Genomic DNA, 14,507 nt, shown 5'->3' on the forward strand with positions numbered 1-14,507 from the left:
AGAGAACCACCAGTGACTGAGATTTTCTACGACCAGGACGCAGACCTGTCGCTCATCCAGGGCAAGAAGGTTGCCGTGATCGGCTACGGCTCGCAGGGGCACGCACACGCGCTCAACCTCCGCGACTCCGGTGTCGAGGTCGTCGTCGGCCTGAAGGACGGCTCCAAGTCGGCCGCCAAGGCTGAGGAGCAGGGCTTCACCGTCAAGAACGTGGCCGACGCCTCCGCATGGGCCGACGTCATCGTGATCCTCGCACCGGACCAGTTCCAGCGCACGATCTTCGCCGAGTCGATCAAGGACCAGCTCGCACCGGGCAAGGCCCTCGTCTTCGGCCACGGCTTCAACATCCGCTTCGGATACATCGAGGCTCCCGAGGGCGTCGACATCTTCATGGTCGCCCCGAAGGGCCCGGGTCACACCGTGCGTCGCGAGTACGAGGCCGGCCGTGGCGTCCCCGTCATCGTGGCCGTCGAGAAGGACGAGACCGGCAGCGCCTGGGCGCTCGCCTGGTCCTACGCCAAGGCGATCGGCGGCCTGCGTGCCGGCGGCATCAAGACCACCTTCACCGAGGAGACCGAGACCGACCTGTTCGGCGAGCAGGCCGTCCTCTGCGGCGGTGTCTCGCAGCTGATCCAGTACGGCTTCGAGACCCTCACCGAGGCCGGCTACCAGCCGCAGATCGCGTACTTCGAGGTGCTCCACGAGCTGAAGCTCATCGTCGACCTCATCTGGGAGGGCGGCATCGCCAAGCAGCGTTGGAGCGTCTCCGACACGGCCGAGTACGGCGACTACGTCTCCGGCCCGCGGGTCATCGACCCGAGCGTCAAGACCAACATGCAGGCGGTCCTCAAGGACATCCAGGACGGCACCTTCGCGAAGCGCTTCATCGAGGACCAGGACGCCGGCGCGCCCGAGTTCCTGGAGCTCCGCAAGAAGGGTGAGGACCACCCGATCGAGGCCACCGGTCGCGAGCTGCGGAAGCTCTTCGCGTGGAACGCCTCGAACGACGACGACTACGTCGACGGCAGCGTCGCCCGCTAGTCTCCGCTCGTCCTGTCGCTCAGCGGCACCGAGTCAGAACGCCCGCCCCGATCCGTCGGGGCGGGCGTTTCGTCGTCTGCGGGAGGCCTCAGGCCGTTGCCACACCGGTCGTGCCCGGCTCGAGGAAGATCTCGATGACGGGGATCGGGGTGGCGGGTTCGCCGATCGGGAGATGCAGCGTCACCGTGTCCGGACCGAGCCCCTTCGGCTGGGTGTGCTGGTTCGGCAGGTCGTGCTCCGGTCGATGCACCTGGAAGGGGACCTCGGAGCCGTCCGACAGGAGTTGCGCGTAGCGCACCCTGCCGCCGAGTCCCGGGAGGTGCAGATGCACGAACGGCCAGGCGAAGACGTGCACATAGAGGCGGTCACCGCGCTGGGTGTACCGGACGTCGGACGGGCTCGCGAACTCGGACGGACCGCACCCGCGGATCGCGCGTTCGTGCAGCGCGAACCAGTCGGCCAGCACCTCCAGGCGTTCGACGGCCCGAGGATCGATCGTCCCGCGGGCCGTCGGTCCGATGTTCAGGAGCATGTTGCCGTTCTTCGAGACGGAGTCGACGAGCATCCGCAGGAGGAGTTCCGGTGACTTGTAGTCGAGGTTGTCCCGGTCGTACCCCCAGCTCCCGTTCAACGTCTGGCAGGCCTCCCAGCGGAGCGGTCCACCGTCCGCGTCGACCGGTGTCTCGACGGGTTGGTACTGCTCCGGAGTGGTGACATCACCCGGGAGCTCCAGTCGGTCGTTGATGAGGATGTACGGCTGCAGCTCGCGGATCATCGAGACGAGTTCCTCGGATCCCCAGTCCGCCGCACCCTTGCCCGGCAGTCCCTCGATGCCCTGCGAGTAACTGAAGTCGAAGAACAGGTAGTCGACCGTGCCGTACCCGGTGAGGAGTTCGCGCACCTGACCATGGAGGTAGTCGCGGTAGCGGCCCCAGTCGCGGTCGGCGTTGGCGGCGAGCGCTTCGGGGTCGTTGCGAAGCGGGTGGATCCCGTCGACGGTGAAGTCGGGGTGATGCCAGTCGATCAGCGAGTGGTAGAAGCCGATGCGGAGCCCCTCGGCGCGGAAGGCCTCCACAAATTCGGCCACGAGGTCACGGCCGGCGGGCGTGTGCATCGAGGTGAAGTCGGTGAGTGCCGAGTCCCAGAGGCAGAAGCCGTCGTGGTGCTTCGTCGTGAGGACGGCGTATCGGAAGCCGGCCGCCTTCGCCTGCCTGGCCCAGGCGCGCGGGTCGAACCGGTCGGGGTCGAAGTGCTCGCGGTAGCGCTCGTAGTGCGCGGCGGACAGGTGTTCCCGCGTCTGCACCCATTCGTGCCGGGCGGGGAGCGCGTAGAGGCCCCAGTGCAGGAAGAGTCCGAATCTCGCCTCGTCGAACCAGGCGGTGTCGGGTCTGGTGGTGTTGGTCTCGGTCACGGCGGCCTTTCGATCGTCGAGCGGGTTCACGGCGATGCGGGCAGGCTAACACGAAAGGTCGGATGTCTGGCCGCATCGGGCGGCAAACGGCGGCACACACCGTCAGCGTCCTGCCGGCGGTTCAGTCGTCGGTGGGCTCAGCGAGCTGCGCCGGTGTCCCGGTGTGCAATGAGGTTTTCGCCGCGAGAGCGACGGAGAGCGCCGCGATCGCGCTCGGCCCGGTCACCCGCACCGGTTCGACGTCTCGCTCGACGCAGTCGAGGAACGAGGCCATCTGTCGCTGATAGGGGTCGGTCTCGTCGAGCTCGTACGGCCGACTCGGCGTCGCGGACCCGAGCGCTTCGATCGAGAGCGGGGCGCGATGCGTCGGGGACGCGCCGACGAAGCGGTGCGCGAGGAGGCCTGTGCTGCCGAGTACTTCGATGGCCGAGCTGAACCCGAAGGCGGGCGGGAGGTCCATCGACGTCAGGACGCGCCCGATGCCGCCGTCGGCGTACTCGACGGTCGTCTCGATCGGTCGGCCTGAGCCGGTCCGGCGGCTCGAGACGGCACGCGGCGTGCCGAGGAGCCGGTTCAGCTGGTCGAAGTCGTGGATCGCGAAGTCCACCAACGGGCCGCCGGAGCGTCGCTCGTCCTGCCACCACGGGGACGGGGGAGCGGGGGCGCTCAATCGTTCGGCCGTGACCGCGAGGGGCGTGCCGACGGCGCCGGCGCGCACGGCGTCGTCGATCGCCTCGTACCCGCCGAAGAACCTGACGACGTGCGCGACCATGAGGATGCGTCCAGCCTCCTCGGCGGCACGGAGGATCGCGTGGGCGTCGGCGAGTTCGAGGGCGATGGGTTTCTCCAGCAGCACGTGCTTGCCGGCTCGGAGCGCGCGGACCGCGAGGTCCCGGTGGGTGTCGGTCGGCGTGCAGACGACGACGATGTCGACCGAGGCGTCGTGGAGCACCTCGTCGACGGAGGTCGTCAGCCGCGCGCCCGGTGCTTCGGGCATGGGCCTCGGAGAGCGCGCCGAGCATAGGTAGGCGATCCGGTCGGCTGCGCCGAGTCCGGCGAGGGCGCGGACGTGCGCCTGCCCCATGGCGCCGGTGCCGATGACGGCGATGTGCCCCGGCGTCATCGGGTCGCCCCCGCCGCCAGGTCGTCGCGCAGCCGACCGAGCGTCGCGTCGTCGACGTCCTCGCCCAGCATTCTGAGGCCGAGGGCCGCGGCGCCGACGAGGCCGTCGGCGACCGGGACGAGTCGGGCTCCCGCGGCCGCGGCCGACAGGCGGTCCCTCGCAGAACCGACGGCCGGGAGGAGGCCGTCCACGAGGACGCTCCCACCGACGACGAGCGCGGCGTCGTGGTCGTCCGAGCCCGGATCCGCGACGCGCTCCACGAGCAGCGTCAACCGGTCCACGGCGGCGTCGAGGATCGCCACCGCGACCTCGTCGTCAGTGGCCAGGAAGGCGAGCGGCGCGAGGCGTGCGATGGCGATGGGCGGACCGTCGTTCACGGACCGGATGAGCGCGTCGAGCGCCGACGATCGGCGACGGTGCCCGTGGTCGGAGGTCGTCGTCTCCGGTGTGATGCCGATCATCCGGCAGAGCAACGGGGTGAGCGCGGTCCTCGGTCCGATGTCGTCCAGGTCGGCGGCGACCGCGCGGATCACCCGACGGGCGATCCAGAACCCGGAGCCGCCGTCGCCGAGGAGCCACCCGGCGCCACCGACCTCGCGGACGACCCGGCGGTCCCTGATCCGTCCGGCGACGCTCCCGGTGCCCGCGACGAGGACGATGCCGTCGGGAGACGCCGAGCCGGATCCGTACATGCCCAGGAGATCCGGTTCGATCACGACCGGTCCGAGTCCGAGCGGGCCGAGGTGCGCGTCGAGGGCCCGCCGGTAGGCGTCGGACACCAGTCCCGCCTGCGTGATCACCACGGGCGACCCGGTCTCGACGGCCGGGCCGGACAGCGTGCTCCCGGCCTGGTCGAGCGCGGCACGGACCGCGAGGGCGATCTGCGCGGCAGCGGCGTCGACGCCCGACGAGGTCGGATTCCCGCCGCCCGCCCGCCCGGAGCCGAGGCGCCGGGCCGAGGCGTCGACGAGCGCCGCGCGGGACGAGGTGCCGCCGGCATCGACCGCCAGTGTTGTTTTCATCATCGTCATCATCTCGAAACATGTTGCCGTGGGCCACAACGTACTGTAAGAATCAGTTTCGCGTCCCTCCAACGAAGGAGAAAAGGAATTTCCATGACTGTTTCCGTCCGCACCGACCCACCGGTCGAGCACGCCACCGGCGTGACCAACCGGATTCGGTCGCGGATGCCGGAGATGTCCGGGGTCATGCTGCGGATCGCGGACTATCTCCTGGAGAACCCCGACGCCCCCCTCACCCTCACGATCGGTGAACTCGCCGCCGAAACCGGCGTCTCCGCGGCGACCATCACCCGCTTCTGCCGCATCATCGGGTACACGGGATACGCGCCGTTCCGGGTCGACCTCGCGAAGGACTTCGGTCGCAGCACGGCCCGCGACTCCTGGCGCACCGACATCGGTCGGGCGTTCGGTCCCGACGACTCGGCGCCCGACGTCCTGAGCACCCTGCTCAACGCCCACACGCGGACGCTGCGCGAGACCGCCGAGGTGATCGACCTCGACGTCATGCTCGAGATCGCCGGTGCGATCGCGAGGAGCCGGAACGTCGACATCTACGGTGTCGGCGGAAGTGCGATGCTCGCCGACGAGATGCAGGCGAGGCTCTACCGGATCGGCATCAGCACGCACGCCTGGTCGGAGGTGCACGCGGGCCTCACGAGCGCGGCGATCCAGGGACCCGACACGGTCGCCCTCGGTATCAGCAACACCGGACGCACCGAGGAGACCATCCAGATGCTCCGCCAGGCCGGCCGCGCCGGCGCGCTCACCGTGGCGATCAGCAACAACCCGGATTCCCCGCTCGTGGCCGAGTCGGCCCTGGCCATCATCACCTCGGCCCACGAACGGTTCCTCCAGCCGGACGACCTCTCCGCCAAGCACGGCCAGCTGTTCGTCCTCGACCTGCTCTACCTGTTCGTCGCCCAGCAGAACTTCGAACGCACGACCAAGCGCCTCGCGGCCTCCGCGCTCGCGGTCGCCCCCCACCGCCGACCGACGAGGGCCGGAGCCCTCTCCGAGACCCCGTCGCCCGTTGGCGTCTGAGAGGAACCGCATGAGCACCGCATCCACCACGAGCTGGACGGATCACCTCGACCAGTACACCGAGGAGGTCACCTCCCGTATCGCCGACATCACCCGGGCGGCGCGGTCCGGCGAGCTCGACCCCGCGATCGACCTCCTGATCACGGCGCTCGACCAGGGCGCGGTCATCCAGGCGTTCGGTACCGGCCACTCCGAGGCCTTCGCGATGGAGATCGCCGGCCGTGCGGGCGGGCTGATCCCGACGAACAAGATCGCCCTGCGCGACGTCGTCCTGCGCGGCGACCGGTCCGTCGACGACCTTGGTGGTGCCGCACTGGAACGCAGCGGCGACGTCGCGGCGGAACTGTTCGCGATCTCCCCCGTGGGGCCGGGCGACGTGTTCATCATCGCCTCGAACTCCGGCGTCAACGGGTCGATCGTGGGGCTCGCCCTGCTCGCGAAGGAGCACGGCCACCCCGTCATCGCGGTCACCTCGCTCGAGCACACCTCGCGCGTCGAGCCCAAGCACCCGAGCGGACTGCGGCTCTCCGAGGTCGCCGACGTCGTCCTCGACAACCGCGCCCCCTTCGGGGACGCGACCATCGAGGTCCAGGACGGCGTCCCGGTCGGCGCCGTCTCCTCGATCACGGCCGCGTACCTCGCGCAACTCCTCACCATCGGCGTCGCGGCCAGGATCGCGGCGACCGGCGAGACCCCACCGCTCTACATCTCGGCCAACATCCCGGGCGGCGACGAGCACAACGGTGTGCTCGAGGACCGTTACCGAGGCCGGATCCGACGTGACGCCTGAGCCTGAGGCGCCCCGACACCCGCTCCACACACCCGACCGCACCACCCCGACAGCACCACACCCGGGCACGACACGAATCACTGGAAGGTAGACCGATGGACAAGCAGCCAGCAACGCTCCAACGCCGCGATTTCCTCCGAGGGGCACTCGCGACCGCGATCCTCCTCCCGCTCGGCGGGACGCTCGCGTCCTGTGTCGGCGGTGGAGGCGGGGCGACCACCACCGGCGGACCGGTCACGGCCGACAACCCGTTCGGCATGGCAGCCAACTCGACGGTCGACGCCGTCATCTTCAAGGGCGGGTACGGCATCGAGTACACCGAGTTCGCCGGCAAGCTCGTCGAGAAGCAGCAGAAGGGCTCGACCGTCAAGGTCACCGCGGCGACGAACATCGCCCAGACCCTCCAGCCGCGGTTCGTCGCAGGCAACCCGCCGGACGTCATCGACAACAGCGGTGCCGGCCTCATCGGCATCAACACCATCCGCGAGCAGCTCGCCGACCTAACGGACGTCATCGAGGCGAAGAACTACGAGGGCAAGGTCATCAAGGACACCCTCTACCCGGGTGTCGTCGAGCCGGGCACCTTCGACGGCAAGTTCGTGCAGTTGAACTACGTGTTGACGGTGTACGCGGTCTGGTACTCGGCGGCGCTCTTCGAGGCGAACGGCTGGACGCCCCCGAAGACGTGGGCGGAGGCGCTCGACCTCGGCGCGAAGGCCAAGGAGCAGGGCAAGTACCTGTTCGGCTGGGGCACCGAGGCGGCCACCTACTACCTGACGATGGCGATCGCCTCGGCGATCAAGGAGGGCGGCGACGAGGTCCGTCTGGCGCTCGAGAACCTCGAGGCGGACTGCTGGTCGAAGCCGGCCGTCCAGGACGTGCTCAAGGGCCTGAAGGCGATCATCGACGCCGGGTACGTCAAGCCCGGTGGCGCCGGAACGCAGTTCACCGCGGCGCAGGCGCAGTGGAGCAACTCGGAGGACTTCATCCTCTACCCCTCGGGCGGTTGGATCGAGAACGAGATGAAGACCCAGACGAAGGACGGCTTCAAGATGACCGGCGCGCCCGAGCCGACGGTCTCCGCCGACTCCGCTCTGCCGTACTCGGCGCTGCACAGCACGGCCGGTGAAGGGTTCATCGTCCCGTCGCAGGGCAAGAACGTCGGCGGTGGCAAGGAGTTCCTGCGGTCCATGCTCTCCAACGACGCTGCGGTCAACTTCGCGAAGACGACCTTCTCGTCGACCATCGTGAAGGACACGATCCCCGAGGACGGCTTCGGTTCGACGGCGCTCGTGTCCCAGGTGAAGATGCTGAACGACGCCGGCACCGATGTGTTCTCCTGGAGCTTCATCGACCTCTACGGGCTCAACACGGACCTCCTCGTCCTCTGGAACACGTTCCTCCAGGGTGGTTCCGACGTCGCCACGCTCACCAAGGGCATGCAGGACATCTCCGACAAGGTCCGCAACGACGACTCCGTGGACAAGGTCACCGTCAAATGACGGCCGTCGGCACGCCGATCGGGAAGGTGGGAGGGGCCACCCCTCCCGCCGCCCGGCGGCTGCGCCGCCGGGACTTCACGTTCGACCGGGTCTCGTTCTTCCTGGTCTTCCTGATCGTGCCGGTGGTGGGGTACGTCGTCTTCGTGGTCTCACCGTTCGCGCAAGCGGCGTACTACTCGTTGACGAACTGGTCCGGGTTCTCCCCGGGCATGGACTTCGTCGGGTTCTCGAACTACACGAAGCTCTTCCAGGACCAGACCTTCCTCCAGTCCATGGGCAACAGCGTCGCGCTCGCGATCGTCCTGCCGCTCGTGACCCTCGGGATCGCGTTCCTCTTCGCCTCCCTCATCACGATCGGCGGACCGAGCAACGGACCGATCCGCGGCCTCCGCAACTCCAGCGTGTACCGCGTGATCACGTTCTTCCCGTACGTCGTGCCGGCGATCGTCATCGGCCTCATCTGGAAGCAGATCTACGACCCGTCGTCCGGGCTGTTGAACGGCTTCCTGACCGGCATCGGTCTCGACCAGTTCGCCTCGTTCGCCTGGCTCGGTTCGCCGGACACGGCGATGATCGCCACCATGTTCGTCATCGTCTGGGGACTCATCGGGTTCTACACGGTGCTCTTCATCGCGGCGATCAAGGGTGTGCCGGCCGAGGTGTACGAGGCGGCACGGATCGACGGCGCGGGTCGCCTGCGGACCGCGCTCACGATCACCATCCCGTTGATCCGGGACAACATCCAGACGGCGTACATCTACATGGGCATCCTCGCCCTCGACGCGTTCGTGTACATGGCCGCGTTGAACCCGGGCGGCGGCCCGTCGAACACCACGCTCGTGATGTCGCAGCAGCTGTTCACGACGGCGTTCACCAAAGGCCAGTTCGGCTACGCCTGCGCCATGGGGGTCGTGCTCGCGCTCGTCACCCTGATGTTCGCCGGCGTCGTCTTCCTGGTCAGCCGGCTCACCGGCGGCAACGATGAAGGGGTGGCGGAATGACCGTCCAGACCACGGCGACGACCGCGAACCCGGCGGTCGTCGGGAAACCCGGTACGCGCACACCGGCCAGCCGCAAACCGACCACGGGCGACCGCGTCGTCGGGACGGCGTCCCACACGGTGCTGATCATCTGGTCCATCGTGGTCGTCGTCCCGCTGCTCTGGACGGTCATGTCGTCGTTCAAGACCAGCTCGGAGATCTTCGCCTCGCCGTTCTCCCTGCCGTCGAACTGGAACTTCGACAACTACGTGAACGCGTGGACGACGGCCGGCATCGGGAGCTTCTTCCTGAACTCGATCGTGGTGGTCTTCGGCGCCCTCATCGTGACCATGCTGTTCGGTTCGATGTGCGCGTACGTGCTGGCGCGGTTCCGTTTCTTCGGGAGCCGAGCGATCTACTATCTGATGCTCGCCGGTCTCACCTTCCCGGTGTTCCTCGCGATCGTGCCGTTGTTCTTCGTGCTGCAGAGCCTCGGGTTGCTCAACTCGCTCCCGGGACTCATCCTCACGTACGCGGCGTTCGCCTTCCCGTTCACCGTGTTCTTCCTCTTCTCCTTCTTCAAGTCACTGCCGGTCTCCATCGCCGAGGCGGCCGCGATCGACGGAGCAGGGGAGTGGCGGACGTTCTTCCAGGTGATGCTCCCGATGGCGCGGCCAGGGCTCGCGACCGTCGCGATCCTCAACTTCGTGGGCCTGTGGAACCAGTTCCTCCTGCCGGTGGCGCTCAACTCGAACCCGCAGAACTACGTCCTCACGCAGGGCATGGCGTCGTTCGCGGCTCAGGCCGGGTATTCGGTTGACTTCGGTGCGCTCTTCGCGGCGTCCGTCATCACCGTCGTCCCCGTGCTCATCGTGTATCTGATCTTCCAGCGTCAGCTGCAGGGTTCGGTTTCGCAGGGCACGGACAAGTAGCGCATCGGCGTGCGCGTCATGCCACCGAGGGGATCCCTGGAACAATGGTCCGAATGAGCTCCCAGTCGCCAATCGCCGTCGAGATCGCTGTCCAGGACCTCGAGGGGGTCCGCATCGCCATCCGCGAGGGTGCACAGCGGGTCGAGCTCTGCCAGGCCCTCGGGTCCGGCGGGCTCACCCCCTCCATCGGCCTCGTCATGGCCGCGGTCCGGGCGGCGGACGAGGCCGGGCTCGGTGACTTCGTCCACGTCCTGGTCCGGCCTCGTGAAGGCGGGTTCGTCTACACGCCGGCCGAGATCGAGGTCATGTCGGGCGACATCCTCGCCCTGGAGGCGGCGGGTGCTGCAGGGATCGTCGTCGGCGCCCTCCGGGCCGATCGCACGATCGACACGGAGGCGCTGGCGCAACTGCGGCAGGCCGCCGGTTCGCTGGCCGTGACCTTCCACCGTGCCGTCGACGCGACGCTCGACCCGGTCCGCGCCGCGGACGAGCTCCGCGACGCCGGGGTCGACCGCCTGTTGACGTCGGGTGGCGCGCGAGCGAGCATCGACGGCGCGGAGAAGCTCGCGGCTATGGCGTCGAACGGTGACGGCTCGATGGAGATCATGGCCGGCGGGGGAGTGACGATCGACGCGATCCCGACGCTCGCCAGAGCCGGGGTCGACGCGGTGCACCTCTCCGCCCGACGCCGGGCCGGGCGGGTCACCGAGACGGGTCCTGGCGGCGGATCCCCGAGCTACGACATCACCGACGCGACGACGGTCGCCCGAGCCGTCGCAGCGGTCCGCCGCGCCGCCGTCGCGGTGTGACGGTCGCCGGCCGTCCGCCGGCAGCAGGTTGATCGGTCCGGGTCGTCAGATCGCCACGGCGACGAGTGCTGCGATCAGCACGAGCTGGCCGATCAGCCGCGGCACGAGGGGGACCGCGAGGCGACCGAACCGGGCGGGCTGCCGGGCGGCGGCGGCGTTGGCCGGGAAGACGACGATGAGGAACACGATCAGGCAGCAGACCGCGGCGATCCTCGTCGCCGGGATCAGCAGGCCGAGACCGCCGGCGATCTCGCAGACGCCGGTGAAGAGGACCAGCATCCGTGGGGTGACAGTCGTGCCGCGGAGCCGGTCGGGGATCATCGCGGCCATGGTCCTCCCCGGGCCGGGGAGGAAGTGGAGGAGGCCCATCCCGACGAACATGAGCGCGAGGACGATCGTCAGGATGGACTGCAGGATGGAGAACGGGTTCACCGTGCCATTGTGCTCCGTCGCGGGCCGGCCGTCGCACCTGAGGACGCTTCAGCGACGATAGGCTGGCGGCATGACGGAGCAGCGGGACGACGACGCGCTGAGCTGGGCCGGAGACGACGATCCGACGCTCGACCCTTCAGCGTCAGGCGAGCGAAGCCGAGGAGGAGCGCCCTCGAGTGAGGCGCTCGAGACCCCCGCTCCGGCCGCGCGGCTCGACAAATCGGTCCCCTCGGCCCCCATTCCCTCGGCCTCCGTTCCGGCGACCCCCGTGGAGGCCGAGCAGCAGTCCGAGCCGGACGAGGTGGCTGCAGCCGATCGGGTGCCGGCCGGGCCTGCCGTCGCGGAGCGTGAGCAGATGAGCTCGGTGATGCTCGTGACCCTCGGCATCTTCGGCGGCGTGTTCCTGCTCTACAGCGTCGGCTGGCTCATCTCGGCGTTCCGGCCGGACGCCGCACCCCCGAGCGACGCGGTCGGCCGCTTCATGTTCGACCTCGGGCAGGGTTTGGCGGTCGCCGCCGGACCCGTCTGGATGGCCGCGACCCTCTGGCTGACGCGTGGCGGCAGGCCACTCGTCCGGATCGCCATGCTCCTCCTCGGCGTCCTGCTCATCCTGCCCTGGCCGTTCCTCCGAGGAGTGTGATCGCGATGCCCTCGACCCGTGCGGACACCGCTCCGAAGCCCACCACCCCTCGCCCCTCCTGGCTCAGCTGGTGCATCGCCGTCCTGTTCGGCCTGTTCTTCGCGTACGACGTCTTCGAAGGCGTCGGCAACCTCGTCGGCATCCTCGGAACGGCGGACGGCCTCGGCGTCCCGGTCCTCCCGCTCGGCTGGGTGGTCCTCATCGGTGGCCTCCTCCTCCCGATCGTGGCCTTCGCGATCGCGTACAGGACGGGTCGCGGGCGCTCACTGGGGGAGCAGGCGGTCAGATACCTCGTCGCGCTCTGCGTGGTCGCGGCCGTCTCACTGTCGATCCTCGCGATGTTCGGCGCCCAGCAGCTCATCGACCTCTCCGCCTGAACCACCGGCGGCGGCGTCACACGACGAACCGCCGAGTGCGCCTCCGATAGGCTTGCGACGGCCGCCGGACACCGACGCGCTGCCCACCCCACTGCTACTGCGAAGGAACCGTTCCGTGTCGAAACCGGTCGTACTGATCGCCGAAGAACTCTCACCAGCCACCGTCGACGCCCTCGGGCCCGACTTCGAGGTGCGCTCCGTCGACGGGACGGACCGCCCTGCGCTGCTCGACGCCATCGCCGATGCGGACGCGATCCTCGTGCGTTCCGCCACCAAGGTGGACGAGGAGGCGATCCAGGCGGCGACCCGTCTCAAGGTGATCGCCCGCGCCGGGGTCGGCCTCGACAACGTCGACATCAAGGCCGCGACGACGGCGGGTGTCATGGTCGTCAACGCGCCGACGTCGAACATCATCTCCGCGGCCGAACTCACCGTCGGCCACATCCTGAGCCTCGCTCGCCACATCCCGGCAGCCCACGCCGCGCTCGCCCAGGGGCAGTGGAAGCGTTCCAAGTACACCGGCACGGAGCTGTACGAGAAGACCATCGGCATCATCGGTCTCGGTCGGATCGGCGCGCTCATCACCGCCCGCCTCCAGGCGTTCGGCACGAACGTCATCGCCTACGACCCCTACGTCACGTCGGCGCGTGCGCAGCAGCTCGGCGTGCAGCTCGTCACGTTGGACGAACTGCTCGCTCAGTCCGACTTCATCACGATCCACATGCCGAAGACGCCGGAGACGACGGGCATGATCGCCGGCCCGCAGTTCGCACTCATGAAGCCGACGGCCTACGTGGTGAACGTCGCCCGCGGTGGTCTGATCGACGAGGACGCCCTCTACGAGGCGCTCTCGAACGGTGTGATCGCCGGCGCCGGTCTCGACGTCTTCGTCACCGAGCCGCCCACGGACACGAAGCTGCTCGGCCTCGAGAACGTCATCGTCACGCCGCACCTCGGTGCCTCGACGGACGAAGCACAGGAGAAGGCCGGCGTGTCCGTAGCCAAATCCGTGCGACTCGCCCTCGGTGGCGAACTCGTCCCCGACGCGGTCAACGTCGCCGGTGGCGTCATCGACCCGTACGTCCGTCCCGGTATCCCGCTCGTGGAGAAGCTCGGACAGGTGTTCGCCTCGCTGTCGACCTCGTCGCTGACGAGCGTCGACGTCGAGGTGCACGGCGAGCTCAGTGGCTACGACGTCAGCGTTCTGAAGCTCGCCGCACTCAAGGGGATCTTCACGAACATCGTCAGCGAGACGGTGTCCTACGTGAACGCGCCGCTGTTGGCCGAGCAGCGCGGCGTCGTCGCCCGACTCCTCACCGATGAGGTGAGCGAGGAGTACCGGAACGTCATCACGCTGCGCGGCGCCTTGAGCGACGGATCGCAGATCTCCGTCTCCGGCACCCTGACCGGGACGAAGCAGATCGAGAAGATCGTCGAGATCAACGGGTACGACGTCGAGGTGCCGTTCGCCAAGCACCACATCGTCATGGTCTACACGGACCGTCCCGGAATCGTGGCGGTCTACGGCCAGCGGTTCGGCGAGGCCGGCATCAACATCGCCGGCATGCAGATCGCCCGGCACGAGGCCGGCGGACCGGCGCTCAGCGTGCTGACGGTCGACTCACCCGTCGCCGACGACGTGCTCGAGGTCATCCGCGAGACGATCGACGCCACGCTCCTGCGCGAGATCGACATCACCGAGCAGTAGCACCCATCGACGACGCCCCACCCCGGTCGGTGCCGGGGTGGGGCGTCGTTGTCTCCGGACGGTCAGTGGGAGGGTGTGGGCAGGAGCCGCGCGATGACGGCGAGCAGCCGTTCGATCGACTCGTCACTGCCCTCGTCGGGGTCGCTGACCCCCATGCCGAGTTGTGCGGTGTTGGCGTAGAGGCCGTCCGACATCAGCACGATCGCGCGGGCGGTGTCGGGATCGCCGACGGCGTCCTCCACGGTGCGCAGCCAGCTGCGCCGGATGTGGGACATGGCCTCGCTCGCCTGCGCGTGCTGTCCCTGCGCCAGCCGCGCGACGGCGATGATCGTCCGGTCGAACGGGGTGCCGCAGTCGACGGAGGTCCGCACGAAGTACTCGACGACGCCCTCCGGGGCCGCGAGCATCCGCGCCGTGTCGGCCTCGCTCATCTCCGCGAGTCGCTCGATGAGGCCGTCGACGAGGGCGTCCTTGCTGCCGAAGTGGTAGAGCAGTCCACCTTTGGAGACCCCGGCCGCGGCGGCGACGGCATCGAGGGTCGCAGCGCGTTCGCCCTGTTCGATGAGCAGGTCGGCGAAGGCGTCGAGGACGCGTTCTCGGGCTGCGGTCTGCTTCGCCATGGCTCCATCGTATTCGGCTGGTCGGGTTCGGATTGATACTATACCGGCTGGACGGTATAGTCGAGCAGGCGGCGCCCGA

At 68.7% G+C, this 14,507-nt stretch carries 15 protein-coding genes; 10 read left to right on the forward strand and 5 right to left on the reverse strand.

Annotated elements, in window-relative coordinates:
* Positions 1–12 precede the first annotated feature (12 nt).
* Complete coding sequence (gene ilvC / locus QRN26_RS06155) at positions 13–1,041, forward strand: ketol-acid reductoisomerase (protein ID WP_056007071.1); 1,029 nt, start codon at positions 13–15, stop codon at positions 1,039–1,041.
* A gap of 88 nt (positions 1,042–1,129) precedes the next feature.
* On the opposite strand, the gene QRN26_RS06160 is transcribed toward ilvC, so the two are convergent.
* From QRN26_RS06160 to QRN26_RS06170, 3 genes are all read right to left on the reverse strand, one after another.
* On the reverse strand, positions 1,130–2,452 hold the full coding sequence (locus QRN26_RS06160; protein WP_056780902.1) for an alpha-L-fucosidase: 1,323 nt from the start codon (positions 2,450–2,452) through the stop codon (positions 1,130–1,132).
* A 121-nt stretch (positions 2,453–2,573) separates the two neighbouring features.
* Complete coding sequence (locus QRN26_RS06165; RefSeq protein ID WP_285035889.1) at positions 2,574–3,575, reverse strand: Gfo/Idh/MocA family protein; 1,002 nt, start codon at positions 3,573–3,575, stop codon at positions 2,574–2,576.
* Entirely contained in the window at positions 3,572–4,600 is a 1,029-nt protein-coding gene (locus QRN26_RS06170; protein WP_285035890.1) for an N-acetylglucosamine kinase, read from the reverse strand. Before QRN26_RS06170 ends, QRN26_RS06165 begins: the two co-directional genes overlap by 4 nt.
* Positions 4,601–4,690: 90 nt before the next feature.
* On the opposite strand from QRN26_RS06170, the gene QRN26_RS06175 reads away from it, so the two are divergent.
* The 6 genes from QRN26_RS06175 (at position 4,691) to QRN26_RS06200 (ending at position 10,651) form a co-directional block, all read left to right on the forward strand.
* Positions 4,691–5,638 carry a MurR/RpiR family transcriptional regulator gene (locus tag QRN26_RS06175; RefSeq protein WP_056007063.1) on the forward strand — a complete coding sequence of 316 codons (948 nt, stop codon included), beginning with the start codon at positions 4,691–4,693 and terminating at the stop codon, positions 5,636–5,638.
* Positions 5,639–5,648: 10 nt separating this feature from the next.
* Entirely contained in the window at positions 5,649–6,428 is a 780-nt protein-coding gene (locus QRN26_RS06180; protein ID WP_056778177.1) for a sugar isomerase domain-containing protein, read from the forward strand.
* A 95-nt stretch (positions 6,429–6,523) separates the two neighbouring features.
* Positions 6,524–7,930 (forward strand): N-acetylglucosamine/diacetylchitobiose ABC transporter substrate-binding protein, encoded by a 1,407-nt coding sequence (gene ngcE, locus QRN26_RS06185; protein WP_056007057.1) that lies wholly within the window; start codon positions 6,524–6,526, stop codon positions 7,928–7,930.
* A complete protein-coding gene (locus QRN26_RS06190; RefSeq protein ID WP_056007053.1) occupies positions 7,927–8,931 on the forward strand; it encodes a carbohydrate ABC transporter permease in 1,005 nt (334 codons plus the stop codon). Before ngcE ends, QRN26_RS06190 begins: the two co-directional genes overlap by 4 nt.
* Positions 8,928–9,842 (forward strand): carbohydrate ABC transporter permease, encoded by a 915-nt coding sequence (locus QRN26_RS06195; protein ID WP_056007049.1) that lies wholly within the window; start codon positions 8,928–8,930, stop codon positions 9,840–9,842. Before QRN26_RS06190 ends, QRN26_RS06195 begins: the two co-directional genes overlap by 4 nt.
* 53 nt (positions 9,843–9,895) lie before the next feature.
* Positions 9,896–10,651, forward strand: coding sequence for a copper homeostasis protein CutC (locus QRN26_RS06200; RefSeq protein ID WP_285035891.1), 756 nt, complete (start codon positions 9,896–9,898; stop codon positions 10,649–10,651).
* Positions 10,652–10,696: 45 nt separating this feature from the next.
* Here QRN26_RS06200 and QRN26_RS06205 read toward each other — a convergent pair whose 3' ends face one another.
* Positions 10,697–11,083, reverse strand: coding sequence for a DoxX family protein (locus QRN26_RS06205; RefSeq protein WP_285035892.1), 387 nt, complete (start codon positions 11,081–11,083; stop codon positions 10,697–10,699).
* 70 nt (positions 11,084–11,153) lie between these two features.
* Here QRN26_RS06205 and QRN26_RS06210 point away from each other — a divergent pair, with 70 nt between their 5' ends.
* The 3 genes from QRN26_RS06210 to serA all read left to right on the forward strand — a co-directional run bounded on the left by QRN26_RS06210 (position 11,154) and on the right by serA (position 13,808).
* Positions 11,154–11,723 carry a hypothetical protein gene (locus QRN26_RS06210; RefSeq protein ID WP_056007042.1) on the forward strand — a complete coding sequence of 190 codons (570 nt, stop codon included), beginning with the start codon at positions 11,154–11,156 and terminating at the stop codon, positions 11,721–11,723.
* A 5-nt stretch (positions 11,724–11,728) separates the two neighbouring features.
* On the forward strand, positions 11,729–12,100 hold the full coding sequence (locus QRN26_RS06215; protein WP_157580189.1) for a hypothetical protein: 372 nt from the start codon (positions 11,729–11,731) through the stop codon (positions 12,098–12,100).
* Positions 12,101–12,215: 115 nt separating this feature from the next.
* Positions 12,216–13,808: a phosphoglycerate dehydrogenase gene (gene serA, locus QRN26_RS06220; RefSeq protein ID WP_056007036.1), complete on the forward strand. Its 1,593-nt coding sequence runs from the start codon at positions 12,216–12,218 to the stop codon at positions 13,806–13,808.
* Positions 13,809–13,870: 62 nt separating this feature from the next.
* On the opposite strand, the gene QRN26_RS06225 is transcribed toward serA, so the two are convergent.
* Positions 13,871–14,428, reverse strand: coding sequence for a TetR/AcrR family transcriptional regulator (locus tag QRN26_RS06225; RefSeq protein WP_056778166.1), 558 nt, complete (start codon positions 14,426–14,428; stop codon positions 13,871–13,873).
* Between the last annotated feature and the right edge of the window lie 79 nt (positions 14,429–14,507).

The sequence above is a fragment of the Plantibacter sp. ME-Dv--P-095 genome (assembly GCF_030209365.1).
In the GTDB taxonomy this organism is placed as follows: Bacteria; Actinomycetota; Actinomycetes; order Actinomycetales; family Microbacteriaceae; genus Plantibacter.

Coding starts and splice junctions, on each gene's coding strand:
- QRN26_RS06225 (WP_056778166.1), bottom strand. CDS start 14,428: ATGGCGAAGCAGACCGCAGCCCGAGAACGCGTCCTCGACGCCTTCGCC.
- QRN26_RS06215 (WP_157580189.1), top strand. CDS start 11,729: ATGCCCTCGACCCGTGCGGACACCGCTCCGAAGCCCACCACCCCTCGC.
- QRN26_RS06180 (WP_056778177.1), top strand. CDS start 5,649: ATGAGCACCGCATCCACCACGAGCTGGACGGATCACCTCGACCAGTAC.
- QRN26_RS06210 (WP_056007042.1), top strand. CDS start 11,154: ATGACGGAGCAGCGGGACGACGACGCGCTGAGCTGGGCCGGAGACGAC.
- ngcE (WP_056007057.1), top strand. CDS start 6,524: ATGGACAAGCAGCCAGCAACGCTCCAACGCCGCGATTTCCTCCGAGGG.
- QRN26_RS06165 (WP_285035889.1), bottom strand. CDS start 3,575: ATGACGCCGGGGCACATCGCCGTCATCGGCACCGGCGCCATGGGGCAG.
- QRN26_RS06190 (WP_056007053.1), top strand. CDS start 7,927: ATGACGGCCGTCGGCACGCCGATCGGGAAGGTGGGAGGGGCCACCCCT.
- QRN26_RS06195 (WP_056007049.1), top strand. CDS start 8,928: ATGACCGTCCAGACCACGGCGACGACCGCGAACCCGGCGGTCGTCGGG.
- QRN26_RS06200 (WP_285035891.1), top strand. CDS start 9,896: ATGAGCTCCCAGTCGCCAATCGCCGTCGAGATCGCTGTCCAGGACCTC.
- QRN26_RS06170 (WP_285035890.1), bottom strand. CDS start 4,600: ATGATGAAAACAACACTGGCGGTCGATGCCGGCGGCACCTCGTCCCGC.
- QRN26_RS06175 (WP_056007063.1), top strand. CDS start 4,691: ATGACTGTTTCCGTCCGCACCGACCCACCGGTCGAGCACGCCACCGGC.